This window comes from Pantoea sp. ACRSB, from assembly GCF_022346905.1.
Classification (GTDB): Bacteria; Pseudomonadota; Gammaproteobacteria; order Enterobacterales; family Enterobacteriaceae; genus Pantoea; species Pantoea piersonii.
This window is the reverse complement of the sequence record NZ_JAKRNL010000001.1, coordinates 13830-37661: the sequence shown is the minus strand read 5'-3', so window position 1 is coordinate 37661 and position 23832 is coordinate 13830. Positions and strand designations below refer to the sequence as shown.

The window sequence follows — 23832 nt, the reverse complement described above, 5'->3', positions numbered from 1 at the left end:
ACGGATGCTTTCCCCTGTTGAAGCCTGCTGCATTTTTCGCCTGCCTGCTGCTCGTCAGCTGCGCGGCAGCGCCCGATCGTCAGGCAACGAATCGGGACGCGCTGCCCGAGTGCGTTTCGCATGACAGCGAAATTGACTGCACCTGGGATGATGTGCCTGATGCTCCCGCGCCAGAGGCGGCACCGAACGCGCCATAGCAGGCGCCGGCTTCAGCTACATTTATTGCGCAATTTCCAGTCCAGCCACGCATCCAGCTCCCGATCGGGAAGCGGTTTGGCATAAAAATAGCCCTGAGCCTGGTCGCAGCCATATTCGCTCAGCATGCCTGCCACATCGGCGCTCTCTATCCCTTCGGCCAGCACAACGTAGTCCAGCTCTTTCAGCATGGTGATAATGTTTCGCGCAATGATGCGCGACGCGGTATCGGAGGAAAGCCCGCTAATCAAAGAGCGGTCGAGCTTGATAACGTCCAGCGGCATGCGGCGCAGGTAGCTGATATTGCTGTATCCGGTGCCGAAATCGTCCAGCGAAATGCCAAAACCGCGCAGCTTGAGCATCTCCAGACCGCGCATGGCTGCCGGGCTTTCAATCAGACGCTCCGTCTCCAGACACTCCACGCCAAGCAGCGAGGTGGGCAGCCTGACTTTTACCATTTTATCTTCCAGCAGATCCGCGAATCCGGGACGGGCAAAATCGTGCAGGCTGACGTTGACCGACACGGGGAGCTGTATACAGTGGTTACGCAGCCTCGCCAGGCGCGCAATAGCGCGATCGATAACCCAGGCGTTCATTTCATGCAGCAGCTCGGTCTGCTCCGCCAGCGGGACGAAAGCCGAGGGCGGTAGTTCACCCAGGACGGGATGACGCCAGCGAATAAGCGCTTCCAGCCCGACAGGCGCGCCCGTCTGCAAACAGATTTTGGGCTGATAGGCGAGATAGAGGCCCTCATCGTTCTGTAAAGCCGAGGCCAGCTCATGCATCAGGGTAAAGTCGCGCGTGCGGCGAATATCCTCTGCTGCGCTGAAGGTTCGCGTCGGTATGCCGCTGCCAATCGCTTCATGCAGCGCGCTAAGCCCGCGACGCAATATCTCCTGCGCCGGTAACGCCACAGCCGTAAAGTTCACTTCCCCGGTAAAGGTCGTCAGGGTAACCGACAGTCCTTCTCCCAGATCTGCGCTGATGCCCTCCATACGATCCGCCACCCTGGCTGCGCTCAGCCCGCTGCTTTCGCTGACCAGTAGCGCAAAACGCCCGGTCGCCACGGTGTAGAGCAGATCGCCCGTCCCAAGACGCAGGCGCAGAGGCAAAAGCGTAGCGACATCTTTTAGCAGTCCCTCTACCGGCCCCATTCCCATAGATCGCGCCAGCTCATAGGCGCGCGGCATGTCGATACAGTCGATCAGCACCAGCCGACGTGGCTGGTTGTCGCCGCCGGTTGCCAGATACTGCAAATCGCGGATAAGACGCTGGCGATTGGGCAGGCCGGTGACGGGATCGGTAAAGCCGGCCGAGTGCCAGGCCTCCAGAAAAGAGATAACCAGCGCAGCCAGCAGCGTCAGCGCGGTAAGCTGCTCGGCGCTAAGATGATGCGGCTCGCCGTCGGTGACGCAGAGCGTTCCGAGGATATGACCATTGCGGCTTTTCAACGGAACGCCGGCATAGAAGCGGATATAGGGCTCGCCGATGACAAACTTGTGCTTTACAAAGCGGGCATCCAGCAAGGTGTCCGACACCACCATCGGCGTTTCGTTATCTATTACATAGCGGCAGAGGGAATCTTCACGCGTCGAGTGCTTGAGGGAAAAGTTGCGCGCGGCCCTGATGTACTGAAACTCATCGTCAACGATGGAAATAAAACAGCCAGGAATGCCAAGCGCCTGGCTTGCCAGCCGGACAAATTTTTCAAGTACGCCATCACGGCTTTCGTCAGGTTCACGAAACGCCTCTAGCGCGCGGATGCGACTTTCTGTGTCGACAGAACATGTTTGCATGGATCCTCCGGCCCGCCCCTCCTCAGGAACAGAACAGAACAGAAATAAAAGTGTGTAATCAACAGGCCGGATAAATCCTGTAAGGACAACAGGAAAAAAGCAGGTTTTCTGGTACGAAATTTTAAGCGCATTCCGCCGCCTTGGCACAGCAAAATATTTAAAACAATGCCAAAAAATCCGAAAGACAAAAAAATTACAAAATGATCGTTTTCTTTTTTCTGTTTGCCTGCCAGACTGTAGTTAGCCATAAGATAGCGCGCAATTAAATAGCAGGCTACTTTAATTATAAAATACGATAAACATTTACACAGCGATAACAACACCGGGGAATCTTCTATGCATTTTCTCAGAAACTTTACTATCCGCAGGGTCGTACAGGTCATTTTGCTTGCCGCCCTGCTTGTCGTGGCGCTGGCTGGCGCCTACGGTTCTGCTGTTATGCATGATATGCACCAGCGAGACGCGAGCAGAGACGCCATGACCGCGCAGCTTCTCTTTCTGACGCGTGCCGGGAATGTGATTGTTTCCGGCTCCTCTGAGGAAAAAGCGGCGCTGCGGGCTGACCTTCCCTCCGGCGCCGCCTGGTCGCCGGTGAGTCGCGCCCTGAGCCAGACGCCTGCCCTGTTTTCGGCTGCGTCAAACGAGCGGCTGGTCTGGCTTCAGCATCAGCTTGCGTCGGACGAAGCGGCGATGAGCCGGGATCGCCATCGTCTGGAAGCTGCCTTTATTATTGCCGCGCTGATGACGCTGGGACTGCTGGCATTTTGCGACCGCTTCCTGGTGACGCACCTCGTTAAACCGCTGGGCGTAATGCGTGAGCATTTCAGGGGTATTGCCGCAGGCGATCTCTCTCGCGAGCCGCAAGAATTTGGACGTAACTGCGTGGGGCAACTGGTTCCGCTGGTCAGGCTGATGCAGCAAAGCCTGCTCACGACCGTATTGTCCGTACGCGACAATACGGTCGTCCTGCGTCAGGAAGCGGCGGATATCGCAGCTGGCAACACCGACCTCTCCGATCGCACAACCCGTCAGGCTGCGGCGCTTGAGCAGACCGCAGCCAGCATGGAGGAGCTGACCGCGACGGTCAAAAACAACGCGTTAAGCGCGCGTGAAGCCCGGGAACTGGCGGGTGTGACCTCTCAGACCACGCAGCAAGGAGAAGCGCTGGTGACATCCGTCTCGACGCTGATGAGCGATATCGCCGAACAGGCAGAAAAAATTCGCCAGTTTACGGACACTATTAACAGCATCGCATTCCAGACGAATATCCTGGCGCTAAACGCAGCCGTTGAGGCGGCGCGAGCCGGTGAGCAAGGTCGCGGCTTCGCCGTTGTCGCCTCCGAGGTGCGGACGCTCGCCCAGCGAAGCGCTGCCGCCGCTAAAGAGATCGAAGGGCTGATTAACGGCGCGGTAACGCGCGTGCAGGAAGGCGCGGTAGTTGCCGAACGGGCGGGAGACACCATGGGCAGCGTGACGAAAAGCGTTGCTGCCGTGAACGATCTTATCGGGCATATCGCGCTGGCCTCAGATGAACAGAGTAAAGGCATTTCTCAGGTGACGCTGGCTATCGCCGATCTTGACCGCGTGACGCAACAGAACGCCTCGCTTGTTCAGCAGGTCACCGCCTCCGCAGGCAGCCTCAGCGGACGGACGGAAACCCTTGCCTCTGCGATCGGCCATTTTAAAACGCCTGACCTGTCAGCGGCAGACGAGCAGCGTCATGCTATAGCCGAGGGTATGAATCTGTTTGCGGCGCCGCAAAGGTTAAGCGGCATAAACTAAAACCTCAGGAACAGGGGCGGCGCGGCGGCGGGTTTTCTTCCAGCCAGCCGCGCACCTTTTCTATATCCTGCCCCGCCTCTTTTACGGCGCGGATAAGCCGATCCTGAGTGATATGCAGCGTCAGCATCCAGAAAGTGATTTGCCATTGTTCGCTGACTTCCACGCAGGAAAGGTCAGCAGGGACGCGACGAACGATGGGGTCTTTCATATCTTTGTCCTTATTACCGGCAAAGAAAAGCGCCGGGATAATATTCAGCGTGCGAAGCCCCTCATCCTGAATGTCTGGTACAGGATATAAAGCGGATTTATCCCTAAACGATTCTGAAGAGAAATTATGAGAGGGTTCCGAAACCAGGAACCTGTCTGAAAGGAGCCAGTTAATAATAAAGTAAATTAAAACCGACCCTGATTAACCGTCACGCTAATAACATTAACAATGTTATTACATGCGCCTGCGCTGTCAGGCAGCCATGACGTGCATTTTCAGACAGAAACTTTCGCACCTGATGCAGAAATTCTGTTATCCCTTTACCGATTGTTTTGTGTATGCCAAACCGAGTCCTGCTGAAACAGAACTGGCTGCACAGAGAGACATTTTTATGAAGACTAAACCCTTTAAGCCAGGCGTAATTGTACAGACTGATGTGCGCTCCCTTCGGGTTGCCGCCGGCCTGACTCAGGAGCGCGCCGCCGAACGCTTTAATCTGAGCCTTCGTAGCTGGCAACTTAAAGAGGCTGTATCTAATCCCGGACTGCTCAGCCAGGGAGAATATGAGCTGTTGCTGTTACTGGCAGACAAGCATCCCGATTTTATTCTCGCGTCGCGTTAGCGACCATTAAGCATGGATGCTTATTAATATAAACGTGATTTTTAGCCCGCCCGCCGAACATTACCTTTAAAATAAACAACATAAAAAAACGCCCCGCTAAAATACCGCCTCTATCTCTTACATAATTTTAATTGAAGGTGAAAATGAACATGCCGATAACTAATCAGTTTTGCGATTCAGCTGACTGATTTGTTAACGTATAGGAAACAAAAAACCATGTTCAAAAACTTACCTGTCAAGAAAAAATTCTTTCTTGCTTTTGGTGCAGTTGTCGTTTTGCTGCTGGTGCTCTGCACAACCTTCTACAGCAACTTTTCCAGTATCGTAAACTCCAATAACTGGAATATTCACAGCTGGCGCGTCATCGACAAAAGCCGCGCCCTGACCCAGAGTCTGGTGAATATGGAAACGGGTCTGCGCGGCTATGCCATTAATGGCAAAGAGGAAATGCTGGATCCCTGGAAGGCAGGCAAAGATGACTTTCTTAAGCTTTTGCAGGATGCAAAATCGCTGACCGCAGATAACCCTGCTCAGCAGGAGCGTCTGAACAATTTACTGAAGCAGGAGCAAGAGTGGCAGGATAAATTCGTCACTGAGCTGCTGAATCACCGTCGCGCGCTCAATGCCGGGACAATAACGCAGGCTGAGTTTAATGCTGCTTTCGAGGCGAATACCGGAAAAGCGCAGATGGATCAGATGCGCAAAATCATTGATGAGATCGTTAGCGGCGAGAAAAACCTGCTGAGCGAACGCCAGAATTCCGTCGATTCTATTGAAGCTAAAACCCGGCTAACCCTGTTTGTCGGGGCGCTGCTGGGGCTGGGCATCGCTTCCGCTTTAGGCTATATCCTTGCTCGTTCAATTATCCTGCCGCTTGAAGAGGCGGTAAAAGCGGCCAGAGCGATCGCCGCTGGCGATCTCTCTACCACGCTGGTCACGCATTCAAAAGATGAAACCGGCATTTTAATCGCCACCTTCGCTGCCATGCAGGAGCAGCTCAAGAAAGTGGTTTCTGATATTCAGACCGCCGCCTTATCCATTGATACCGCCTCTAAAGAGGTGGCGATGGGCAATACCGATCTCTCTTCGCGAACCGAGCAGCAGGCCGCCTCGCTGGAAGAGACGTCCGCCAGCATGGAAGAGTTAACGGCGACCGTCAGACAAAATGCCTCCAATGCGCAAAGCGCAAGCAGCCTGGCTTCCGAGGCCTCACAGGTGGCGCAGCAGGGCGGCGAAGTCGTCGAGAAAGTTGTCACCACCATGGCGGCCATCTTTGATAGTTCGAAAAGCGTGGTCGATATTATCGGTACGATTGAGAGCATTGCGTTCCAGACCAATATCCTGGCGCTGAACGCAGCGGTCGAAGCGGCTCGCGCCGGTGAGCAAGGCCGTGGTTTTGCCGTAGTGGCAAGTGAGGTGCGCGCCCTTGCGCAGCGCAGCGCGACGGCGGCGAAAGAGATTAAATCTCTTATTGAAGCCTCAAACCATCGTATCTCAGAAGGCACCGACCTGGTGGCCCAGGCTGGCAAAACGATGAATGGCATAGTGACTGCGATCGGCGACGTGTCGCAAATCATGTCGGAAATCTATACCGCCTCCGGCGAGCAGGTTAACGGCATCGAGCATGTGGGTATCGCCATCACGCAGATGGATGAAGTGACGCAGCAAAACGCAGCGCTGGTGCAACAGGCCGCCGCTGCCGCCGCCTCGCTGGAAGATCAGGCGGCACAGCTAAGCCGTACCACATCCATTTTTAAAATCGCATGACAGAACGCCTGATAATTAAAAAAACCTCGCGCCTGCGAGGTTTTTTATTTTCAGCATAGCGAGCGCCTGCCTTTACCAGGGCACCACCTTGCCAAAGCGGTCTAAAAACTCCAGGCCGGGTTTGCTTCGTTTGCGCTCAATCACGCTGACAATATCGGGGATCGTCTCCTCCAGCGAGTAGGCGCCCTCTTCTCCACCCAGCTCGGTACGGATCCAGCCCGGTGCCAGCAGCAATAAGGCGCGCTCAGGATAAAGAACCGCCTGTCGTGCGGCATAGCTGCGCATGTACTGATTCAATGCCGCCTTGGTGCCGCGATAGACCTCTCTGCCGCCCTGGTGATTATTCCCGATACTTCCCTGTCCGGATGACATCACGCCGATAAGCCCGTCAGCCTCGACAAACTCTTGCAGCCTCTCTGCTACCCGAAGCGGTGAAAGCGCATTGGTTATCATCAGGTGCGCAAACTCTTCGGTAGTCACATCGGCAATGGTGTCGTTCTGATTCCGGTTGGCGATACCCGCATTAACGAACAGCACATCAAATCGCTGATGCCGCAGACGGTTATGCAGCCGGGAAAGTTGTGCCTCATCCGTCATATCCAGCTGTTCCAGGCTCAGCGCCTGCGCATAGCGGGCCGCAAGATTGTCCAGCGCGGCAGACGCGGACGCGCGGATCGTGGCGGTGACGCGCCAGCCGCGAACGAGCAGTTCTTCAGCCATCGCCAGGCCGATGCCGCGCGAGGCGCCAATCAGCAAAATATGAGGGGGTGTGGTCGGTAACGGGTTCAGCGCCATATTGATCTCCGAAAGCTTCGCAGGGATCTTCAAACTAAACAGGAAAGGAGCATTACACCAGACGCCTCACATGCAACAATAGATTGCATCACACGCAACCATGCCCTTTCCATGCCTGACATCGACCTGAACTTACTGACCGCCCTGGATGCTTTACTGACGGAATGCAGTGTCACCCGCGCGGCGCGGCGTATGGGCTTAAGCACCTCGGCGATGAGCCGCACGCTTGCCCGTTTACGCGCCGTGACCGGCGACCCGCTGCTGGTCCAGGCGGGCCGTCAGATGGTGCCAACACCCTACGCGACTGAGCTGGCCGGGCGCGTCTCCCACGTCGCGCGCAGCGCGTGCGCGCTTCTGCAATCCGCTAATCCCCAGCTGGATCTCGCCAGCACAGAACGCAGCTTTATCATCCGCGCCAATGACAGTTTTATCGATTTGACTGCCGCAGCCCTGGTAAAAGAGCTTCAGCAACAGGCGCCGCTGATACAGCTGGTGTTTGTTAACAAGCGAGATAAAGAGGCTGACCTGCTGCGCCGGGGGGAGATTGACCTTGAAATCGGCGTGCTGGGAACCGATGCGCCTGAACTCAAAATCAGGACGCTGTTCAGCGACCGGTTTGTGGGGATTTGTCGACGGAATCATCCCCTTTTGCAGGCGCCGGGCGTGACGGCTGAACGTTACGTCAGCTATCCTCACGTCGTTATCTCCCGTCATAATAAAATCTGGGGGCCGGTAGACGACGCCCTTGAACGTCTGGGTTTGCGGCGGCGCGTGATCGTGGCGCTACCCGCTTTCGCTAACGCCATCCCTGTGGTGCGGGAGTCCGTTATTCTTGGCCTGGTGCCATTTTCTTGCCTGGGCAGCTTCGCCTCTGGCGCGCGCCACAACGATCTGGCGCACTTTGAGCTGCCCGTAGAGACGCCAGCCATCAACATCTCTCTTATCTGGCATCCGCGCATGCAGGCGGATCCGCTGCATCGCTGGCTGCGGGAAACGATTATGGCGGTGTGTCGACGAGAGAAGGCCGCACGCGGATAGCCCGATTGCCCGCGGCTTCAACCCGGTACAGCCTGTAAAATTACAGGTATACTCAGTGAAATTTTTAACCGGCTTAGAAACGAAGATGACGAAACTTACCTTACAAGAGCAGATGCTAAAAGCTGGCCTGGTCACCAGTAAAAAGATGGACAAGGTGCAGAGAACGGCTAAAAAATCGCGCGTTCAGGCGCGCGAGGCGAGGCAGGCGGTAGAAGAAAATAAGAAAGCCCAGCTTGAGCGCGATAAGCAGCTAAACGAGCAACAAAAACAGGCTGTTCTCTCAAAAGAGTATAAAGCTCAGGTAAAACAGTTGATTGAGATGAACCGGATTATCATCTCCCGGGGCAATATTGGTTTTAACTTTACCGATAATAACGTAATCAAAAAAATAGAGGTGGATAAGGCGACTCAGGCGCAGCTGATTAGCGGCCGCCTCGCCATCGCGCGTCTGGCGACCAACAGCAACGGCGAGAGCGAATACGCGATTATTCCCGCGAGCGTAGCCGATAAAATTGCGCAGCGTGATGCGAACAGTATCGTGTTAAACAGCGCGCTCAGTCAGGAGGAGCAGGATGAAGACGATCCCTACGCTGACTTTAAAGTGCCTGACGACCTGATGTGGTAATCCTTGCTGTGCCGCGCTTTTATATGAAAAGTCCCTGAGGGCTTTTCATATTCTTCTGTTCCTTCCTCGCAATACCCACTGATTCAGCGTCAGAAAAGCCTACGCCGTCAGAACGGGGAAGCGTGACGGGCTGTTATCCGCTCTCCGCTGACGGGATGGGTAAAATGCAGCTCGCTGGCGTGGAGCATCAGCCGTGACGTCCGCTCGCTGCCTGGCACCTCCCTCCCGCCATACAGGTCACAGCCCAAAATGGGATGCCCAAGCTGCTGGCAGTGAATGCGCAGCTGATGGGTACGCCCGGTCTCTGGCGCAAGCTCAACGCGCGTCAACGGCAGCCGCGCGCCGTCCTCCAGCTCCTGATAAAAACGCTCAACCACCCGATAGCGGGATCGCGCGGGCTTGCCGCGCACAGCGCAAATGGACATCAACGGGAACAGCGACGGATCTTTAGCAATCGGCGCGTCGATTACGCCTTCGGTATCGCCCAGATGGCCACAAAGCAGCGCGCTGTAGCGCTTAATGACTTTGCGCTGACTGAACTGCTGGCAGAGCGCGGCGTTAATAGCCTTATTACGCGCAATCACCATCAGCCCGGAGGTGCCAAAGTCAAGGCGATGAACCAGAGTACAGCCCGGGAAGATCTGAACCAGCCGGTGATGCACCGAATCGAGATTGCGCGGATTTTTCCCCGAAAGGCTGAGCAGCCCGGAGGGTTTATTGATCAGCGCCAGGTGCTCATCCTGAAAGAGCGTCTCTATTCTTTCGTGGCACAGCGGAGCAATAAAGGTATCTGAGAGGGTAGACATCAGGCTGCCGGTTAAGAAGTGAGGGCAGATAGTAGCGAATTTTACGCTAGCTGGCGAATCTTGCCGCCAGGCCATACAACGGCTAATGCGTCTGCTATCGCTACGTTCATTCAGGGATGGCCGTATTAACTAAAGACTAAAGGGCCCGCAGGAGCGGGCCGTTTCTTTACCAGCGCTGAATGTCATTCGCAGGCGGCGGCCCCATATGCTGAGAAGCGCTGCTGTCATAAGCTGGGGGTGGGCCCATATGCTGAGAAGCGCTGTCAGCAGCGCCTGCGTGATGATGCCTGCCAGAAGAAGGACCGTAATGATGATGTCCACCATCCGCTACAACGCAGCCGGAAACAGCTGCGCACCCTAATGTAATTACCAGACAGGCTATCGCTTTTTTAAACATTATCATTTTCCCGATTAAATATTTACGCTTCAGTTTATAACGGCGGGCTTAAACCCTGACTTCAGCTTGTTAAAGAGTGAATTTCCTGCCCTTGATTAATTGATGGAGATCAATTTTTAATAACCTCTCACCAAAACACCCTTACCCCAGGCGCTGAAATCAATAATTGCTGAAAAAAATAAAGCCACAAATATCACAATAATCAATTTTCAGCGTCAGAGGGTCAGTGCGCCATATTGACTCGCGACATTTTTTAGATAAATTAACCCTTGATATTTACGGGCAAGAATTAATACATGAAACCGTAAATATTTTTATTAATGTCAGTCCGTCCGTTCGCCATAGTGGCACTCCCGCTTCAGTCTACCGGTCGCCAACGACTAATGAAGCGGGAACTTTTTTTTGAAAATCCCGCGAACGCTGCGCGCCTTTAACAGACAAATCTATCGCTAACGCTTTATGAAGCATTACTGACGATAAATTAATTTCACATCCCATCCAAAATGGCACCATGCTTGCGCGCAGGTGTTTTTATGTAAACTCAGGGTTTGGCAACTGCGGTCAGGCAGGTATCGCCCAGACCGAGCTTAACAAAGGGCAAATCAAATAAAGAGGCGTCATGACTGGCAAATATAACGATACCATTACGTGACTCTCCGCCTTTATAAGGAGCGTAAAGTTCATATTGAATACCGTAATTTTTTATCTGGCGCCCTTGGTTGTTGAAAAGAAAGAAGCACATTTTTTTACCTTCACTGGGCGTGTAGGCTTCTTTGCTCATATTATTTATCGTTACTTTATATGAGACCTGATATTCTGGCTGGTCAGTACGGCTGTTCCATACGCTGCCCTGAGCATCCTTCGATGCAAAAACGGTAAGATCAGGCGTGCTTTCCGAGGCGATACAGCTACCGGCCGCCAGCATAGTTAAAGAGAGCAACATCGCTTTAGTGGATTTCAACATCAGGTGACCTCTGGTTATAATAGATAAAATACGCTTAGAATTTTTAGTAAACGGCAAAATCAGTGCTGGGTTTTATAAGGCAGGCGCATTTATATTTTGATGCGCGCCAGCTAAACTGATAAATATCACCCATGCGCCAGATGAACTATTGTTGAACCTCGATCTGAGTCCATCCTTTCTGATACATACAGTCTTTAACCAAAATATCTCTTTGAGATTCGTTCGAGTCACTAAGGGTATAACTTACGTCAGATTCGCCGTTCTTTTTATCCTGAGATACCGTTTTGCCGCTAACCTGGTTATCCGGCGGCAGGTCGCGTAGCGCCTGTGCCTGACAGGCGGTTTCTACCACCATTTCGTCTCTGTCGTTAGCGCCCTGCTTTACCCATTTATAATTAGCGCAGCTCGCCAGAAAAAGGGGCAGTATCAGCAAAAGTACTTTCTTCATAGAATTTGTACCATGATTTATTTAAGGCAAGCACAGCCCGATATGGAAAGGCGTAAATATCATCGCTTACGCCTTACAACCCACTCTTTTACTTTGTTTATCACCTGGTAATCAGGAAGCTTTGCTGCTTACTGTTTAACAATCTCTTTTACGTTTTGCTTCTGGAGTTGATGCATATTTCCACCGACGTCCTCATAGGAAATCATGCCGGTTTCCTTATCGATAACGGGCTTACCGCTGGTATTAATCATATGCCCGTCATTGGTGGAAATAATGTAATGTCCTGCGCAGGCGGAAAGCATTGAAACTGCCGCCAGTATAATTATGCTTGCTGCTGCTTTTTTAATAAACATGGCTTTGCCCCTTTTGTTAACCAGAATCAAACGCTGTTAATTTCAAAGCCAATACTACTCCTCTGAAATAAACACCACATCAACAATCAATGCTGAAAGACCCTGCCCTTACCATTAAATGATTTTTGTCAAAAGAAGCTGCCAACTGAGACTTTTTCAGCCGCTAAGTCTGTAAGCGATTGATACGACATTTACTGACTGTAATGAGGGTGTTGTCAGGCAGCGCTGCAACTCAGCCCCGCTGGCGTAAAGGCAGACTCAACGACGGAATGGTGATTTTGCGATCTACATTGTAGCACAAAGATAAATACTCGTACTACAATACCCCCAAAGTGACAGCAACTGACGATTGTTTTGTAGTTCAACTATGCGGTGAAACTGAGCGCTCAGGGTAAAGTAGAGGCGCACAATCAGAACATAGGGAGTGGTTATGAACCTCAATAAAACCGATCGCATTGTTATTACCCTGGGTAAACAAATCGTCAGCGGCAAATATCTTCCGGGCGCAGCGTTACCGGCAGAGACAGAGCTGTGTGAGGAGTTTGAGACCTCGCGCAACATCATCCGTGAGGTGTTTCGTTCGCTGACGGCAAAGCGACTTATTGAAACCAGGCGTTATCACGGCGCGTTCGTCACCCCGCGTAATCAGTGGAACTACCTGGATACGGAGGTGCTTCAGTGGGTGCTGGAAAACGATGCTGACCCGCACCTGATCGCCGCCATGAGCGAAGTGCGAAATCTGGTGGAGCCGGTTATTGCGCGCTGGGCGGCAGAGCGCGCTACGTCACAGGATCTGGCGCAAATTGAGGCGGCGCTGAACGATATGATCGCCAAAAACCAAAACCGCGAAGCCTTCAACGAGGCGGACATTCGTTACCACGAAGCGGTTTTGCGCTCTGTGCATAACCCGGTGCTGGAGCAGCTTAGCGTAGCCATCAGCTCGCTACAGCGGGCCGTGTTTGAACGCACCTGGAAAGGCGATGAAGCCAACATGCCGCAAACGCTCCGTGAACATAAAGCGTTGTTCGACGCTATACGATTGCAGAACGGCGATGCGGCAGAACAGGCGGCCTACACCATGATCGCCAGCTCGACACATCGGTTAAAGGAGATCACATGACATTTCGCTACATCGCCATTGACTGGGGATCAACCAACTTACGCGCCTGGCTTGTCGAGAATGACCAATGTCAGGAGAGCAGGCAGTCCGAGGCAGGCGTTACCCGACTGAATGGAAAATCCCCGCAGGCGGTGCTGGCGGATGTGACTAAGGGATGGCGCGATAGTGCCACGCCCGTGGTAATGGCGGGCATGGTAGGCAGCAACGCAGGCTGGAAAAGCGTTCCTTATCTGCCGCTGCCCGTGAGTTTATCGACGATCGGCGAACGGCTCACTGCCGTCGACGATAACGTCTGGATCGTTCCAGGTTTATGCCTCTGTCGGGAGGATAATCATAACGTGATGCGCGGCGAGGAGACGCAGCTGCTCGGCGCACAAACGCTGGCTCCCTCCTCTCTCTACGTTATGCCGGGAACGCACTGTAAATGGGTCAAGGCTGACGATCGCTATATTCAAGATTTTCACACCGTCATGACTGGCGAACTGCACCATCTGCTGCTGCGCCATTCGCTGCTGGGCGCCGGGTTACCGGAGCAGCAGCCGTCGCAGAGCGCCTTTACCGCTGGGCTGGAGCGCGGTCTCGCAACGCCAGCGCTGTTACCGCAGCTTTTTGAAGTCCGCGCCTCGCGTCTTTTGGGCGCGCTGCCCCCTGAACAGGTCAGTGAATTTTTATCCGGACTACTGATTGGCGCGGAAGTCGCCACGATGAGCGAACGTTTTAGCGATCAAGAGATTACCCTCGTTGCCGGAGAGGCGCTGGCGAACCGTTATCAGCAGGCGCTGGCCGCTGTGGGACGTCAGGCGACGATAATATCCGGCGATACGGCATTTCAGGCAGGAATAAGGAGCATCGTTAATGCAATGGCCAACTGAACTCCCGCTTATCGCTATTCTGCGCGGAGTAAAGCCCGATGAGGTACTGGCGCACGTCGGCGCCGTGATCGACGCGGGCTTTGATGCAGTAGAAATCCCCCTTAACTCCCCGCAGTGGGAAAAAAGCATCCCGCTGATTCTGGAGGCTTACGGCGACAGGGCGCTGACTGGCGCGGGAACGGTATTGAAAACAGAACAGGTGGATATGCTCGCTCAGATGGGCAGCAAACTCATCGTGACGCCCAATATCCAGCCCGAACTGATTCGCCACGCCGTAAGCCTGGGGATGATCGTCTGTCCCGGCTGCGCGACCGCCAGCGAAGCCTTTAACGCGCTGGATGCCGGTGCGCAGGCGTTAAAAATCTTCCCCTCATCAGCCTTTGGGCCGGGCTATATCAAAGCGCTGAAGGCGGTGCTCCCCGAGGATGTGCCGGTGCTGGCGGTGGGCGGCGTAACGCCGGAGAACCTGGCGCAATGGCTTGATGCCGGCTGCGCAGGCGCCGGACTCGGCAGCGATCTCTACCGCGCCGGACAACCCGTAGAACGCACCGCGCAACAGGCGGCCGCATTTGTTCAGGCATACCGAGAGGCAATGAAATGAAAATAACCCGGCTCACCACCTGGCGTTTACCCCCGCGCTGGATGTTTCTTAAAATCGAAACCGACGAAGGCGTGACTGGCTGGGGGGAACCGGTTATAGAAGGACGCGCGCGCACCGTTGAGGCCGCAGTACACGAGCTGGGTGACTACCTGATTGGTCAGGATCCGGCGCGCATTAACGATCTCTGGCAGGTCATGTACCGCGCAGGTTTTTATCGCGGCGGCCCGATCCTGATGAGCGCTATCGCCGGTATCGACCAGGCGCTGTGGGATATTAAAGGCAAGGTACTGGGCGCGCCGGTCTGGCAGCTAATGGGTGGCCTGGTACGCGATAAAATCAAAGCCTACAGCTGGGTAGGCGGCGACCGACCGGCGGAAGTGATAGGCGGTATTGAAAAATTACGCCACATCGGTTTTGACACCTTCAAACTTAACGGCTGTGAAGAGCTGGGAATAATTGACGACTCGCGCAAAGTGGACGCCGCGGTAAATACCGTGGCGCAAATCCGTGAAGCCTTTGGCTATGAGATTGAGTTCGGCCTCGACTTTCACGGCCGCGTTAGCGCGCCGATGGCGAAAATCCTGATTAAAGAGCTGGAGCCTTATCGTCCGCTGTTTATTGAGGAGCCGGTACTGGCGGAGCAGGCTGAATATTACCCCAAACTGGCGGCGCAAACGGCTGTGCCTCTCGCCGCAGGCGAACGCATGTTCTCGCGCTTTGAGTTCAAACGGGTGCTGGAGGCGGGCGGCCTGGCTATCCTGCAACCCGATCTCTCTCATGCTGGCGGCATTACCGAATGCTGTAAAATCGCCGCCATGGCGGAAGCCTGGGATGTCGCCCTCGCCCCCCACTGTCCCCTTGGCCCCATCGCTCTCGCCGCCTGTCTGCACGTCGATTTCGTCTCGCGCAACGCGGTCTTCCAGGAACAGAGCATGGGCATTCATTACAATCAGGGCGCGGAGCTGCTCGACTTTGTGAAAAACAAAGAGGACTTCAGCATGGAAGGCGGCTTTTTTAAACCCTTAATGAAACCGGGACTCGGCGTGGAGATCGACGAGGCGCAGGTGATTGAACGCAGTAAAAATGTTTCAGACTGGCATAACCCGCTGTGGCGCCATGCGGATGGTTCAGTCGCGGAGTGGTAATACCGACGCGGGGCTTGTCCTTATCTGACACGGCCCCCTGCCCATGCCGGGGCAAGTTTACTGCGGCTTCAGCCTGTAGTCGGGAAACGTGCGGGCGTTATCATTTTTCTCTGCCGCCTGGCTGGTGCTAAAGGGGATCACAATCACTCCAGGTAGGGCTTCAGCAGCGCCTCACTCCATTGCATAAAGGCTCTGACGCGCTGCGACAGGTTACGCCGGTGCGCCACCACGAAAGACGCGCTAAGCGGCGCGGGACGCAGTGCAGGCAAAACTTCTACCAGCGTGCCGTTTGCCAGATGCGGCGCCAGCGCGGAATAGCCCGCCTGAATCAGCCCCATCCCTGCCAGCCCCGCCTCATGATAGGTTTGTACGCTGTTAACCTTCATCATGCCGGGTAACATCAGCGTCTTATACCCCTCGTTTACCGGATATTCCCATCCGTCAGGTTTCGACCCAAAATTCCTGATGTAGTGCACCATCCTGTGTCCCTGGCTGAGCAGATCTTCAATCGTCTGGGGCGTCCCGAAACGTTCAAGATAGCCTGGGCTCGCCGCATTGATCATACGTAGCTTGCCCATCGGCCGGGCAATCAGCGTATCGTCCACCACTGGCCCAAGACGTATTACGCAGTCAAAACCTTCCTGAACAAGATCGACACGGCGATCGGTGCTGGAGAGTTCGATCTCAAGATCCGGATGCGCTTCCATCAGCTGCGGCAAGGCGGGAATAAACAGGGTCTGCGCCAGAACGGTGGGCATATCAATGCGCAACCGCCCGCGCAGCGGCACGCCCTTATCGGCGAACATCGACTGTAGCGCCTCTGCCTCTGCCAGCAGATCCCGCGCGCGGGAGTAAAAAGCGCGCCCATCCTCGGTGAGCTGCACGCTGCGCGTGGTGCGATGCAGCAGCGTTGCGCCCACGTCTGCCTCAAGCTGGCGTATAACGGCTGAAACACGCCCTTTCTGAATGCCCAGGCTTTCAGCCGCTCGGGTAAAGCTCATCATTTCCGCCACGCGGCAAAAAAGCATTAACGCATCAAGATTCTTCATTGTTCATTATTCCGATAACAGCGCGTTCTTTTTTTGGCTGTTTATAGGCAGTCTAATACTCAATAGAGTGGCTTCACACCCTGTTTCTTTATCCGCTTTACAACCAGAGGTCATAAACATGAAGCCAAAAGGTTATTTAATCGCCCACGTTACCGTGTCGGATGCGGCTGCTTACGCTGACTATGCCAAAGCCGCCGGAGAGGCCATGCGGGAGTTCGCGCCTGAAATCGTCGCCTGGTCCGGGGCATATGAAAATCTGGAAGGAGAAGCGCATGAGCGCCATGTGATTTTTGAATTCGCCTCTTTTGCCGAGGCAAAGCGCTTCTATGAAAGCCCGGCGTATCAGGCAGCGAGAAAACTGCGCGAGAAAGCGGCAACCGGAACCTTTGTGCTGGTAGAGGGAAGTGCCTGATCGCCTGTTGCTGCAGCAGCAGAACTGCGCGCCGGCGCGCAGTTCTGGTTAAGCCAGTCCCGGCCGGATAAGCCTGTTCAGCGCGTCGCCCCTGAGGCGGCGGGCATAACGGTCAGCGTTATCAGTAACGGACGCGCCCGTTGAATCCAGATAACAACAAACGCTTTTCCTGCGGCGCCGGGCTATCGTCTCTGGCGGTATTGCTCAGCTCGGCAAGCATCGCGTCAGCCCACCAGTGGCAGTCCAGGCGTCGGATACCTTTCATCAGCCGGGCATGCCGGTTCTGTCGCTCTTTTAAAGAGAGCCGCAGCGCGGTATGGATGGCGTCAGCAATCGCATCGGGATCATAAGGGTTAACGACAATCGCGCCATCCATATGCTCCGATGCGCCAGCGAACTGCGACAGAATGAGCACGCCGGGATTTGCCCGATCCTGGAGCGCCACATACATTTTCGCCATCAGGCTCATTCCCGCCATCAGCGGCGTGACCAGCGCGACGCGCGATGCGCGGTAAAGCCCTGCCTGCTCTTCCCGGCTGTAAGGCTGCGTCAGACAGCTGACCGGATACCAGCCAAACATGCCGTGTACGCCGTTCATCTCTCCGCACAGGCTTTCAAGAGCGTACGTTACCGCTTTCGCGCGTGGAAAATGACCGGCAGTGGGCGATGCGAGCTGAAGCAGACGAATCGAGCCTTCGTGTTCAGGATGGGAGCGTAACAGCACCTCCATAGCGCTAAGGCGATAAGGCAGTCCGGCGCTGTCGTCAAGATGGCCGCCGCTAAGGATGGTGTTTTCCGGCAGCGTGGCGCGACACTGCTGTTCTGTCTGACGACAGCTATTACTCTCTTTAAGATACTCAACATCTTCCAGGTCGATACCGACCGGAAACACGCCGGTCGTAATAATGCGACCGTGGATACGAACAGTGGTGGCATTGAGGCGTTCGGTACGGTATTCACTCTCGATCCACAGCAGGAAATTATTCATATCCTGAAGCGTCTGGAAGCCAATCACATCGCAGCACAGCAGGGATTCAGCCAGCCACTGCCAGTCGGGAATCGCCTCAAAACCCTGCCCGGAAGGAAACGGCTGGTGAAAGAAAAAACCGGTGCGGTTAAGCAGCCCCGCCTCGCGGATAAGTTTCAGACAGGGAATAAGATGGTAATCCTGGATCCACAACATATCATCCGGCATGGCGTACTCAGCGATCGCCCGGGCATAAGCTTCGTTGATCTTTTGATAGTGCCGACGTCGATTGGTTGTAAAACGCGCCAGGTCGGGACGCTGGTGAAAAACGGGCCAGAGCCCCTGATGCACGTAGCCGTGATACCCCTCTTCCACCTCCTCTTGCGTCAGCGGAAACGTCAGCGTGTCAAACTTATTGCCATGGCGGAATGAGAGCGTTCGGGGATTGTCTGGCGCTATCGCTTCGCATTTCCCGTTCCAGCTAATCCATAATCCGCCACGGTGGGACAGAATACTTTCATACAGCGCTGAGAGCGTTGAGCGCTGGCAGTAATTATGTGAAACCAGAATTAAGCCTGACATACAAATATCCCGTAGAGCCTCCGACTGTTTGCCGGAAAGCATTTTTGAATCGGACAGATAAAAGGGCTGGCGCAACAAGAACTGGATAAAGCCGCTCATGGTCGCTGCTTGTAGCGGTTCGTGGTTCCGCCTGGGGATGTGTAAGACTGAGCAACGCTGCCGCGCAGCAGATCCTTTATTGCCGTTTTGCTAAGTAAAAAGCGCAGATTACTTACGTTGAAGCATTTCATTATGTTGATTCTCCTTATGCAGATGCTGCAAAGGATTCAACCACCGTGAGTATAAAAATTTTGTATTGATAACTGGCTTCGGGGTAAAAATTGAGTAAACGGGCGCGCTGAGACAGCAAAGGATGCCATGGGCAACCGCCAACCCAATGCCGGAAAGAGTCGCGCCCGTCCGCCTTTAATACCTGTTGCATAAAGTCTGGCTCGGCAAAAATCGCCAGATTAATTAAGTCTTCCTGCCTGGCCATAAGGCGATATGTGAAATATCGCCAGGCAAAGGCGATACCCTGTTTTTCAATCCTGTGCTGGCGGGATCCTTGCAATAACCTTAATTTCAAAATCGAACCCAGCCAGCCAGTTCACGCCGACGGCCGTCCAGTTTGGATAAGGCGGCTGAGGGAAAACAGACTGCTTCACCTGCATAATGGTTGAAAACTGCTTTTCGGGATCGGTATGGAAGGTTGTGACATCAATCAAATCGGCAAAAGTACACCCGGCGGCGGCAAGCGTAGCCCCCAGGTTATCAAAGGCGAGCTGTACCTGCGCGGCAAAGTCTGGTTCAGGCGAGCCGTCTATGCGACTGCCAACCTGTCCGGAAACGAACAGCAAATCGCCAGAACGGATCGCAGCGGAGTAACCATGCGCCTCATAAAGAGAGTGTCGATTAGCCGGGAAAACAGGGTAAGGCTGATTCATAAAGTATCCTTTTGAGCAGTATATGAAGCGGGATGCGCAGCCTGCATAAATGATTTAATATACGCGGCGTATGTAAAATTAACCACACATACGCGCCGCATGTCAACTCACATACACTGCGTATGTCAAAAGGAGAACGAATGGCTGTTAAACGCCGCGCCGAAACGATGGAAGCCAACCGCACAAAATTGATTGCGGCCGCGCGAAAGGCTTTTGCGGAAAAAGGATTTGCAGCCGCATCAATGGATGACCTGACCGCCAGCGTTAACCTGACGCGCGGAGCGCTCTACCATAACTTTGGCGATAAAAAGGGATTACTTGCCGCGGTTGTTACCCAGATAGATAGCGAGATGGCGCAGCGTGCCAGAGACGCCGTTTCTGACGCGGGTGATGACTGGGATAAGCTGCTGGCCGAAGGGATCGCCTACATTAAAATGGCGCTGGACGATGAAGTCCGCCGCATCGTTCTGCTTGATGGCCCGGCTTTCCTTGGAAACCCTGCTCAATGGCCAAGTCAGAATAGCTGTCTTGAATCCACTCGTCAGGGCATCTTAAACATGCTCGAAGGCGGCGTAATCAAATCGGTAGATCCGGATGCCACCGCCTATCTGCTGAATAGCGCCGCCTTCAATGCAGCGCAGTGGATAGCAGCCAGCGACGATCCGCAGCAGTCGCTGCCAAAAGTGATTGAGGTATTCACATTACTGGTAAAGGGTTTACGTAATAATGCCGGTGCAGCTTAATATATAAAAGAACAGCTAATTTTATTATTAGTCTTTCCCTTAAGCTTTTCAGCTTCCTCTAAAAGCGGCATAAGGTTGCCGCTTTAATTAAAGCGCATTTAAAATGTCTGAACCCTGTAAGATAACATTTATTCTCAAGTGAGAATCAATATATGCGAATCTTTTATTTACTTGAAAGATAAATTATATAGTATGGGGTCTGGTTCACTGAATCACTCGGCTCATTATGGATCAGTATTATTACTGCAACCAGTTAGCTGTCCTGCTTACTTTAAATTACAACAAAAACATAAAAAAGATGAAAATTAATTCATAAGGAATTGATCATGCATTATAAAGAAAGCATCATTTCATACCTCCAGAATAATAACATCCTTGCAATAAAGCTTGATCACGCGATCAATGGTGTTGCAAAGGCGGTATCCAGTCAGATTGAAACGATAGAAGCCGGCGCAAAACGAGCATTATATTATACATCCTGTTTTACTGATGAGTATCAGGATGTCTGCCAGCAGCAGAAGAGTGAAGATTTGCGATTCGTTAGTGGCGTTTATCAGATCCTACAAAATGTTGACGTTATATATGAAATGCTTAAAATCTATTTCGAAGAAGTATTCAAATACAAAACATCTGACCAGTTAGAACATATTAAAAAATTACTGATGGCTGTTAATGTTCATATCGCTGCCAGTTCTCTAACCCAAGCTGGATTTGCTCTGGCTACAGCCACAGCTGTAGCTACTGGCCTGAACATGAGCCTTAATATGACCAGCTTAATAGGACATAATACTGGTAGAGTTATAACAATATTTAGCCTATATGCTGTTGTACAAAAGGCAGCAGATAGTTCCCGTCGACTTCATTATAAATATCCTAAATATCACGCTTTACTGTACGCTCATGAGTTAGAAATGATGTATTTCCTGATAGAACCTTTGTTTGAACAGACAGGTGCGATTAGAGCACAGTTGGCGTCGGATGCCCAAATTGCAGACATAATCACAAGGATGATTCGATAACTATGTTAAATCTTATTAAAAGGTTTTTTAAGCGGCTGATTAAATCTTTAATTTCAGATTATGCTCCTGCATTGCTTACATTCTTATTCGCAGTTTTCCTGATACATTTTTTCCCGGAAGGCCCCTTATGGCCGGTGCTCATATTCTTCATATTTGTGGTAATAATCATAGAGCGATGGTATATGAAGTGGTAATAGCTAAAAGAGAAGCTTATTTTTACTAGATTATCTTTGTTCCAATATTTTTTAAGCAATACCAAATCAAACATTAACCTTTTCAGTAAAATGATTCTTTAAAGCAATTTGCTAATTTAAAACACTACGGGCACAGGGATGCGATATCATCTAAGTCATTCCAGGGGTTACGATAATCATGTGGAATATCATCATAAGGATCTTTAGACGTCTTTTTATGTCCCTGTTTGCGCTATATGCTCCTCAAGTCCTGATACTGATCTTCGCGATTGCTCTGGTTCATTTTTTTCCTGAAGGTCCAGTCTGGCCTATAGGTCTTTTTGCTCTTTTCATAATTTACATTTTCGCTCGTTACTGCAAATGGTGATCGTTTTACCCACACTATGTTCTAAACTTCTTTGATAAGGAATGTATTATGTCTACTCCCGCACACTTATGGCTCGAAGATGAAAATGGCTCGCCCATCTCTGGCGAGTGCTTAATGCCATCACGAGCAGGTTCCATTGAATTAAAATCATTCTCCCATGGGGTGACCATTCCAGTCGATCCGAACAGGGGTAAGCTTACTGGTACGCGTATTCATCGCCCCATAGTGATAGTAAAAGAGTTTGACAAGACAACCCCCGTTTTGTATCGCGCCGTATGCGAAACCGCACCTTGAAAAAAGCAACAATAAAAATGTATCGCATACTGGAATCGGGCAGTGAATCTGAGTATTTCAATATCACCCTGGATAACGTCAAAATCACAACGGTATCGCCCTATCTCGCGCAAAATGGTGCGAGCAGTACTCATCTGGAAACCCTTGAATTACGCTATGAGGCAATAACCTGGAAATATACGGAAGGTAATATTATCTACCGAGATTCGTGGAACGAATACGCTACAGCCTAGTCTCAATAAATACCTTTCGAATAATACCTGGCCCTTCGCGGCAGGGATTTCAATCAAACGATGGCCCGCGTGTAGAAGGTTATAGCGACTACGTATACTGGCTCGCACTCATTTTCGCTCAATAGCGCGTGGGTTATTTTTAATATCTTCGATCAATAATTACGATCTTTCACCAGCATTTTCTGTTCTGTGGCACAACAAGTAAGGCAGCTTAACCCTGAAAATTCAGAACGGCGATGTTAGGGTGCTATCTGTGTGTCTTCGCCTCAAAAGGAAGCATAGCCCCCTGCACCTTCCAGCACTGGCCTATTGTGTGTTGTCGCCATAAAACGTGCTGGCATTCGCCGCCGTAATCCGTACCATACGCGGCATACTTTTGCCTGCTGATGATTATCGACGGGCGCACACGCCCTCTTTTATAGCGAATCAGATGGGGCATAAACATGCGCAGAGTGTCCGTGAGTCCTGTGCGACCTGGATTGAAAAGATGAACAGCGAGCGGGTTGAAATGCTCAACGGTAAGCTGGCAATCTGAATGGACCTTGCCCCTTATATGCCCCTCTTGGTTGTAGAGACAGAGAAAAATGCAAGAAAATCAAACGGTTGACAAGAAAGAACAGTACAACCTTAATAAACTCCAGAAGCGCCTGCGTCGCAACGTCGGCGAAGCTATCGCTGATTACAATATGATTGAAGAAGGCGACCGCATTATGGTCTGCCTGTCGGGCGGCAAGGACAGCTATACGCTGCTGGAGATCCTGCGTAATCTGCAGCAGAGCGCACCGGTTAACTTCTCGCTGGTGGCGGTTAATCTCGATCAGAAACAACCGGGCTTTCCAGGGCACATTCTGCCGGAATATCTGGAGTCGCTTGGCGTCGAATACAAAATCGTCGAAGAAGACACCTACTCCATCGTTAAAGAGAAGATCCCGGAAGGCAAAACCACCTGTTCGCTCTGTTCGCGCCTGCGCCGCGGCATTCTCTACCGCACCGCTACCGAGCTGGGCTGTACGAAAATCGCGCTCGGCCATCACCGCGACGATATCCTGCAGACGCTGTTCCTGAATATGTTCTACGGCGGAAAAATGAAAGGCATGCCGCCGAAGCTGATGAGCGACGACGGCAAACACATCGTCATTCGTCCGCTGGCCTACTGCCGTGAAAAAGATATTGTTCGCTTCTCTGAAGCGCGCAAATTCCCGATTATTCCATGCAACCTCTGCGGTTCGCAGCCTAACCTGCAACGTCAGGTGATCGCCGATATGCTGCGCGACTGGGACAAACGCTATCCCGGACGCATCGAGACGATGTTCAGCGCAATGCAGAACGTTGTGCCGTCGCATCTGGCGGATATCAACCTGTTCGATTTTAAAGGCATTCAACACGGCGATGCGGTGGTGGACGGCGGCGATCTCGCCTTTGACCGGGAAACGCTGCCGGTACAGCCTGCTGGCTGGCAGGAAGCGGATGACGCCGAGCCGGTGATCCGTCTCGACGTGCTACAGCTGCCGTAAC

Annotated in this window: 24 protein-coding genes and 1 pseudogene; 14 read left to right on the top strand and 11 right to left on the bottom strand. The window is 52.7% G+C overall.

Annotated elements, in window-relative coordinates:
- Positions 1–209: 209 nt before the first annotated feature.
- Positions 210–1991, bottom strand: coding sequence for a sensor domain-containing phosphodiesterase (locus tag MHZ89_RS00210; protein ID WP_311781365.1), 1782 nt, complete (start codon positions 1989–1991; stop codon positions 210–212).
- A gap of 336 nt (positions 1992–2327) precedes the next feature.
- Between MHZ89_RS00210 and MHZ89_RS00205 the strand changes: the two genes are divergently transcribed.
- Positions 2328–3773 (top strand): methyl-accepting chemotaxis protein, encoded by a 1446-nt coding sequence (locus MHZ89_RS00205; RefSeq protein WP_311781364.1) that lies wholly within the window; start codon positions 2328–2330, stop codon positions 3771–3773.
- Between the two features lie 4 nt (positions 3774–3777).
- On the opposite strand, the gene MHZ89_RS00200 is transcribed toward MHZ89_RS00205, so the two are convergent.
- Positions 3778–3981, bottom strand: coding sequence for a DUF3606 domain-containing protein (locus tag MHZ89_RS00200; RefSeq protein ID WP_311781363.1), 204 nt, complete (start codon positions 3979–3981; stop codon positions 3778–3780).
- 391 nt (positions 3982–4372) lie between these two features.
- On the opposite strand from MHZ89_RS00200, the gene MHZ89_RS00195 reads away from it, so the two are divergent.
- Positions 4373–4603 carry a transcriptional regulator gene (locus MHZ89_RS00195; protein ID WP_311782230.1) on the top strand — a complete coding sequence of 77 codons (231 nt, stop codon included), beginning with the start codon at positions 4373–4375 and terminating at the stop codon, positions 4601–4603.
- Positions 4604–4819: 216 nt separating this feature from the next.
- Entirely contained in the window at positions 4820–6370 is a 1551-nt protein-coding gene (locus MHZ89_RS00190; RefSeq protein WP_311781362.1) for a methyl-accepting chemotaxis protein, read from the top strand.
- Positions 6371–6442: 72 nt separating this feature from the next.
- Here MHZ89_RS00190 and MHZ89_RS00185 read toward each other — a convergent pair whose 3' ends face one another.
- Complete coding sequence (locus MHZ89_RS00185) at positions 6443–7165, bottom strand: SDR family oxidoreductase (protein WP_311781361.1); 723 nt, start codon at positions 7163–7165, stop codon at positions 6443–6445.
- Positions 7166–7276: 111 nt separating this feature from the next.
- Here MHZ89_RS00185 and MHZ89_RS00180 point away from each other — a divergent pair, with 111 nt between their 5' ends.
- Together MHZ89_RS00180 and MHZ89_RS00175 are read left to right on the top strand one after the other, a co-directional pair.
- Positions 7277–8203, top strand: a complete 927-nt coding sequence (locus tag MHZ89_RS00180; RefSeq protein WP_311781360.1) for a LysR family transcriptional regulator — start codon at positions 7277–7279, stop codon at positions 8201–8203.
- Positions 8204–8288: 85 nt separating this feature from the next.
- Entirely contained in the window at positions 8289–8828 is a 540-nt protein-coding gene (locus MHZ89_RS00175; protein WP_311781359.1) for a DUF2058 domain-containing protein, read from the top strand.
- A 107-nt stretch (positions 8829–8935) separates the two neighbouring features.
- Here the strand turns inward: MHZ89_RS00175 and MHZ89_RS00170 are convergent, their stop codons facing one another.
- From MHZ89_RS00170 to MHZ89_RS00155, 4 genes are all read right to left on the bottom strand, one after another.
- Entirely contained in the window at positions 8936–9634 is a 699-nt protein-coding gene (locus MHZ89_RS00170; RefSeq protein WP_311781358.1) for an RluA family pseudouridine synthase, read from the bottom strand.
- A gap of 938 nt (positions 9635–10572) precedes the next feature.
- Positions 10573–10995 carry a DUF4354 family protein gene (locus MHZ89_RS00165; RefSeq protein WP_311781357.1) on the bottom strand — a complete coding sequence of 141 codons (423 nt, stop codon included), beginning with the start codon at positions 10993–10995 and terminating at the stop codon, positions 10573–10575.
- Between the two features lie 145 nt (positions 10996–11140).
- Entirely contained in the window at positions 11141–11443 is a 303-nt protein-coding gene (locus tag MHZ89_RS00160; protein WP_311781356.1) for a hypothetical protein, read from the bottom strand.
- Positions 11444–11571: 128 nt separating this feature from the next.
- The gene (locus MHZ89_RS00155) at positions 11572–11796 is read right to left on the bottom strand and encodes a YgdI/YgdR family lipoprotein (protein ID WP_311781355.1); all 225 of its coding nucleotides are present in this window, start codon (positions 11794–11796) and stop codon (positions 11572–11574) included.
- Positions 11797–12226: 430 nt separating this feature from the next.
- Here MHZ89_RS00155 and dgoR point away from each other — a divergent pair, with 430 nt between their 5' ends.
- Genes dgoR through dgoD form a run of 4 tightly spaced genes read left to right on the top strand, consistent with a single transcriptional unit; the run spans position 12227 to position 15534 of the window.
- Complete coding sequence (dgoR, locus tag MHZ89_RS00150; protein ID WP_311781354.1) at positions 12227–12916, top strand: D-galactonate utilization transcriptional regulator DgoR; 690 nt, start codon at positions 12227–12229, stop codon at positions 12914–12916.
- A complete protein-coding gene (locus MHZ89_RS00145) occupies positions 12913–13788 on the top strand; it encodes a 2-dehydro-3-deoxygalactonokinase (RefSeq protein ID WP_311781353.1) in 876 nt (291 codons plus the stop codon). The genes dgoR and MHZ89_RS00145 overlap by 4 nt, the downstream gene beginning before the upstream one ends.
- Positions 13772–14389, top strand: coding sequence for a 2-dehydro-3-deoxy-6-phosphogalactonate aldolase (locus MHZ89_RS00140; RefSeq protein ID WP_311781352.1), 618 nt, complete (start codon positions 13772–13774; stop codon positions 14387–14389). The genes MHZ89_RS00145 and MHZ89_RS00140 overlap by 17 nt, the downstream gene beginning before the upstream one ends.
- On the top strand, positions 14386–15534 hold the full coding sequence (dgoD, locus tag MHZ89_RS00135) for a galactonate dehydratase (protein WP_311781351.1): 1149 nt from the start codon (positions 14386–14388) through the stop codon (positions 15532–15534). Before MHZ89_RS00140 ends, dgoD begins: the two co-directional genes overlap by 4 nt.
- A 143-nt stretch (positions 15535–15677) precedes the next feature.
- Here the strand turns inward: dgoD and MHZ89_RS00130 are convergent, their stop codons facing one another.
- Complete coding sequence (locus MHZ89_RS00130; protein ID WP_269950246.1) at positions 15678–16583, bottom strand: LysR substrate-binding domain-containing protein; 906 nt, start codon at positions 16581–16583, stop codon at positions 15678–15680.
- Between the two features lie 118 nt (positions 16584–16701).
- Between MHZ89_RS00130 and MHZ89_RS00125 the strand changes: the two genes are divergently transcribed.
- Complete coding sequence (locus tag MHZ89_RS00125) at positions 16702–16995, top strand: DUF1330 domain-containing protein (protein ID WP_126688919.1); 294 nt, start codon at positions 16702–16704, stop codon at positions 16993–16995.
- 121 nt (positions 16996–17116) lie between these two features.
- On the opposite strand, the gene MHZ89_RS00120 is transcribed toward MHZ89_RS00125, so the two are convergent.
- The 3 genes from MHZ89_RS00120 to MHZ89_RS00110 form a co-directional block, all read right to left on the bottom strand.
- Positions 17117–18544 carry a trehalose-6-phosphate synthase gene (locus MHZ89_RS00120; RefSeq protein ID WP_311781350.1) on the bottom strand — a complete coding sequence of 476 codons (1428 nt, stop codon included), beginning with the start codon at positions 18542–18544 and terminating at the stop codon, positions 17117–17119.
- A 244-nt stretch (positions 18545–18788) separates the two neighbouring features.
- Positions 18789–19109 carry a hypothetical protein gene (locus tag MHZ89_RS00115; RefSeq protein WP_311781349.1) on the bottom strand — a complete coding sequence of 107 codons (321 nt, stop codon included), beginning with the start codon at positions 19107–19109 and terminating at the stop codon, positions 18789–18791.
- Positions 19066–19467 (bottom strand): RidA family protein, encoded by a 402-nt coding sequence (locus MHZ89_RS00110; RefSeq protein WP_311781348.1) that lies wholly within the window; start codon positions 19465–19467, stop codon positions 19066–19068. Before MHZ89_RS00110 ends, MHZ89_RS00115 begins: the two co-directional genes overlap by 44 nt.
- Positions 19468–19607: 140 nt before the next feature.
- On the opposite strand from MHZ89_RS00110, the gene MHZ89_RS00105 reads away from it, so the two are divergent.
- The 4 genes and pseudogenes from MHZ89_RS00105 (at position 19608) to ttcA (ending at position 23831) form a co-directional block, all read left to right on the top strand.
- A complete protein-coding gene (locus MHZ89_RS00105; RefSeq protein ID WP_311781347.1) occupies positions 19608–20210 on the top strand; it encodes a TetR/AcrR family transcriptional regulator in 603 nt (200 codons plus the stop codon).
- A gap of 326 nt (positions 20211–20536) precedes the next feature.
- Positions 20537–21229 (top strand): hypothetical protein, encoded by a 693-nt coding sequence (locus MHZ89_RS00100; protein WP_311781346.1) that lies wholly within the window; start codon positions 20537–20539, stop codon positions 21227–21229.
- 609 nt (positions 21230–21838) lie between these two features.
- Positions 21839–22317 (top strand): annotated as a pseudogene (locus MHZ89_RS00095) (Hcp family type VI secretion system effector).
- Positions 22318–22901: 584 nt separating this feature from the next.
- A complete protein-coding gene (gene ttcA / locus MHZ89_RS00085) occupies positions 22902–23831 on the top strand; it encodes a tRNA 2-thiocytidine(32) synthetase TtcA (protein WP_311781345.1) in 930 nt (309 codons plus the stop codon).
- Position 23832 lies beyond the last annotated feature (1 nt).

Bases quoted from the DNA above. Each gene is read 5' to 3' on its own strand.
- MHZ89_RS00210 (WP_311781365.1), bottom strand. From the start codon at position 1,991: ATGCAAACATGTTCTGTCGACACAGAAAGTCGCATCCGCGCGCTAGAG.
- MHZ89_RS00205 (WP_311781364.1), top strand. From the start codon at position 2,328: ATGCATTTTCTCAGAAACTTTACTATCCGCAGGGTCGTACAGGTCATT.
- MHZ89_RS00200 (WP_311781363.1), bottom strand. From the start codon at position 3,981: ATGAAAGACCCCATCGTTCGTCGCGTCCCTGCTGACCTTTCCTGCGTG.
- MHZ89_RS00195 (WP_311782230.1), top strand. From the start codon at position 4,373: ATGAAGACTAAACCCTTTAAGCCAGGCGTAATTGTACAGACTGATGTG.
- MHZ89_RS00190 (WP_311781362.1), top strand. From the start codon at position 4,820: ATGTTCAAAAACTTACCTGTCAAGAAAAAATTCTTTCTTGCTTTTGGT.
- MHZ89_RS00185 (WP_311781361.1), bottom strand. From the start codon at position 7,165: ATGGCGCTGAACCCGTTACCGACCACACCCCCTCATATTTTGCTGATT.
- MHZ89_RS00180 (WP_311781360.1), top strand. From the start codon at position 7,277: ATGCCTGACATCGACCTGAACTTACTGACCGCCCTGGATGCTTTACTG.
- MHZ89_RS00175 (WP_311781359.1), top strand. From the start codon at position 8,289: ATGACGAAACTTACCTTACAAGAGCAGATGCTAAAAGCTGGCCTGGTC.
- MHZ89_RS00170 (WP_311781358.1), bottom strand. From the start codon at position 9,634: ATGTCTACCCTCTCAGATACCTTTATTGCTCCGCTGTGCCACGAAAGA.
- MHZ89_RS00165 (WP_311781357.1), bottom strand. From the start codon at position 10,995: ATGTTGAAATCCACTAAAGCGATGTTGCTCTCTTTAACTATGCTGGCG.
- MHZ89_RS00160 (WP_311781356.1), bottom strand. From the start codon at position 11,443: ATGAAGAAAGTACTTTTGCTGATACTGCCCCTTTTTCTGGCGAGCTGC.
- MHZ89_RS00155 (WP_311781355.1), bottom strand. From the start codon at position 11,796: ATGTTTATTAAAAAAGCAGCAGCAAGCATAATTATACTGGCGGCAGTT.
- dgoR (WP_311781354.1), top strand. From the start codon at position 12,227: ATGAACCTCAATAAAACCGATCGCATTGTTATTACCCTGGGTAAACAA.
- MHZ89_RS00145 (WP_311781353.1), top strand. From the start codon at position 12,913: ATGACATTTCGCTACATCGCCATTGACTGGGGATCAACCAACTTACGC.
- MHZ89_RS00140 (WP_311781352.1), top strand. From the start codon at position 13,772: ATGCAATGGCCAACTGAACTCCCGCTTATCGCTATTCTGCGCGGAGTA.
- dgoD (WP_311781351.1), top strand. From the start codon at position 14,386: ATGAAAATAACCCGGCTCACCACCTGGCGTTTACCCCCGCGCTGGATG.
- MHZ89_RS00130 (WP_269950246.1), bottom strand. From the start codon at position 16,583: ATGAAGAATCTTGATGCGTTAATGCTTTTTTGCCGCGTGGCGGAAATG.
- MHZ89_RS00125 (WP_126688919.1), top strand. From the start codon at position 16,702: ATGAAGCCAAAAGGTTATTTAATCGCCCACGTTACCGTGTCGGATGCG.
- MHZ89_RS00120 (WP_311781350.1), bottom strand. From the start codon at position 18,544: ATGTCAGGCTTAATTCTGGTTTCACATAATTACTGCCAGCGCTCAACG.
- MHZ89_RS00110 (WP_311781348.1), bottom strand. From the start codon at position 19,467: ATGAATCAGCCTTACCCTGTTTTCCCGGCTAATCGACACTCTCTTTAT.
- MHZ89_RS00105 (WP_311781347.1), top strand. From the start codon at position 19,608: ATGGCTGTTAAACGCCGCGCCGAAACGATGGAAGCCAACCGCACAAAA.
- MHZ89_RS00100 (WP_311781346.1), top strand. From the start codon at position 20,537: ATGCATTATAAAGAAAGCATCATTTCATACCTCCAGAATAATAACATC.
- ttcA (WP_311781345.1), top strand. From the start codon at position 22,902: ATGCAAGAAAATCAAACGGTTGACAAGAAAGAACAGTACAACCTTAAT.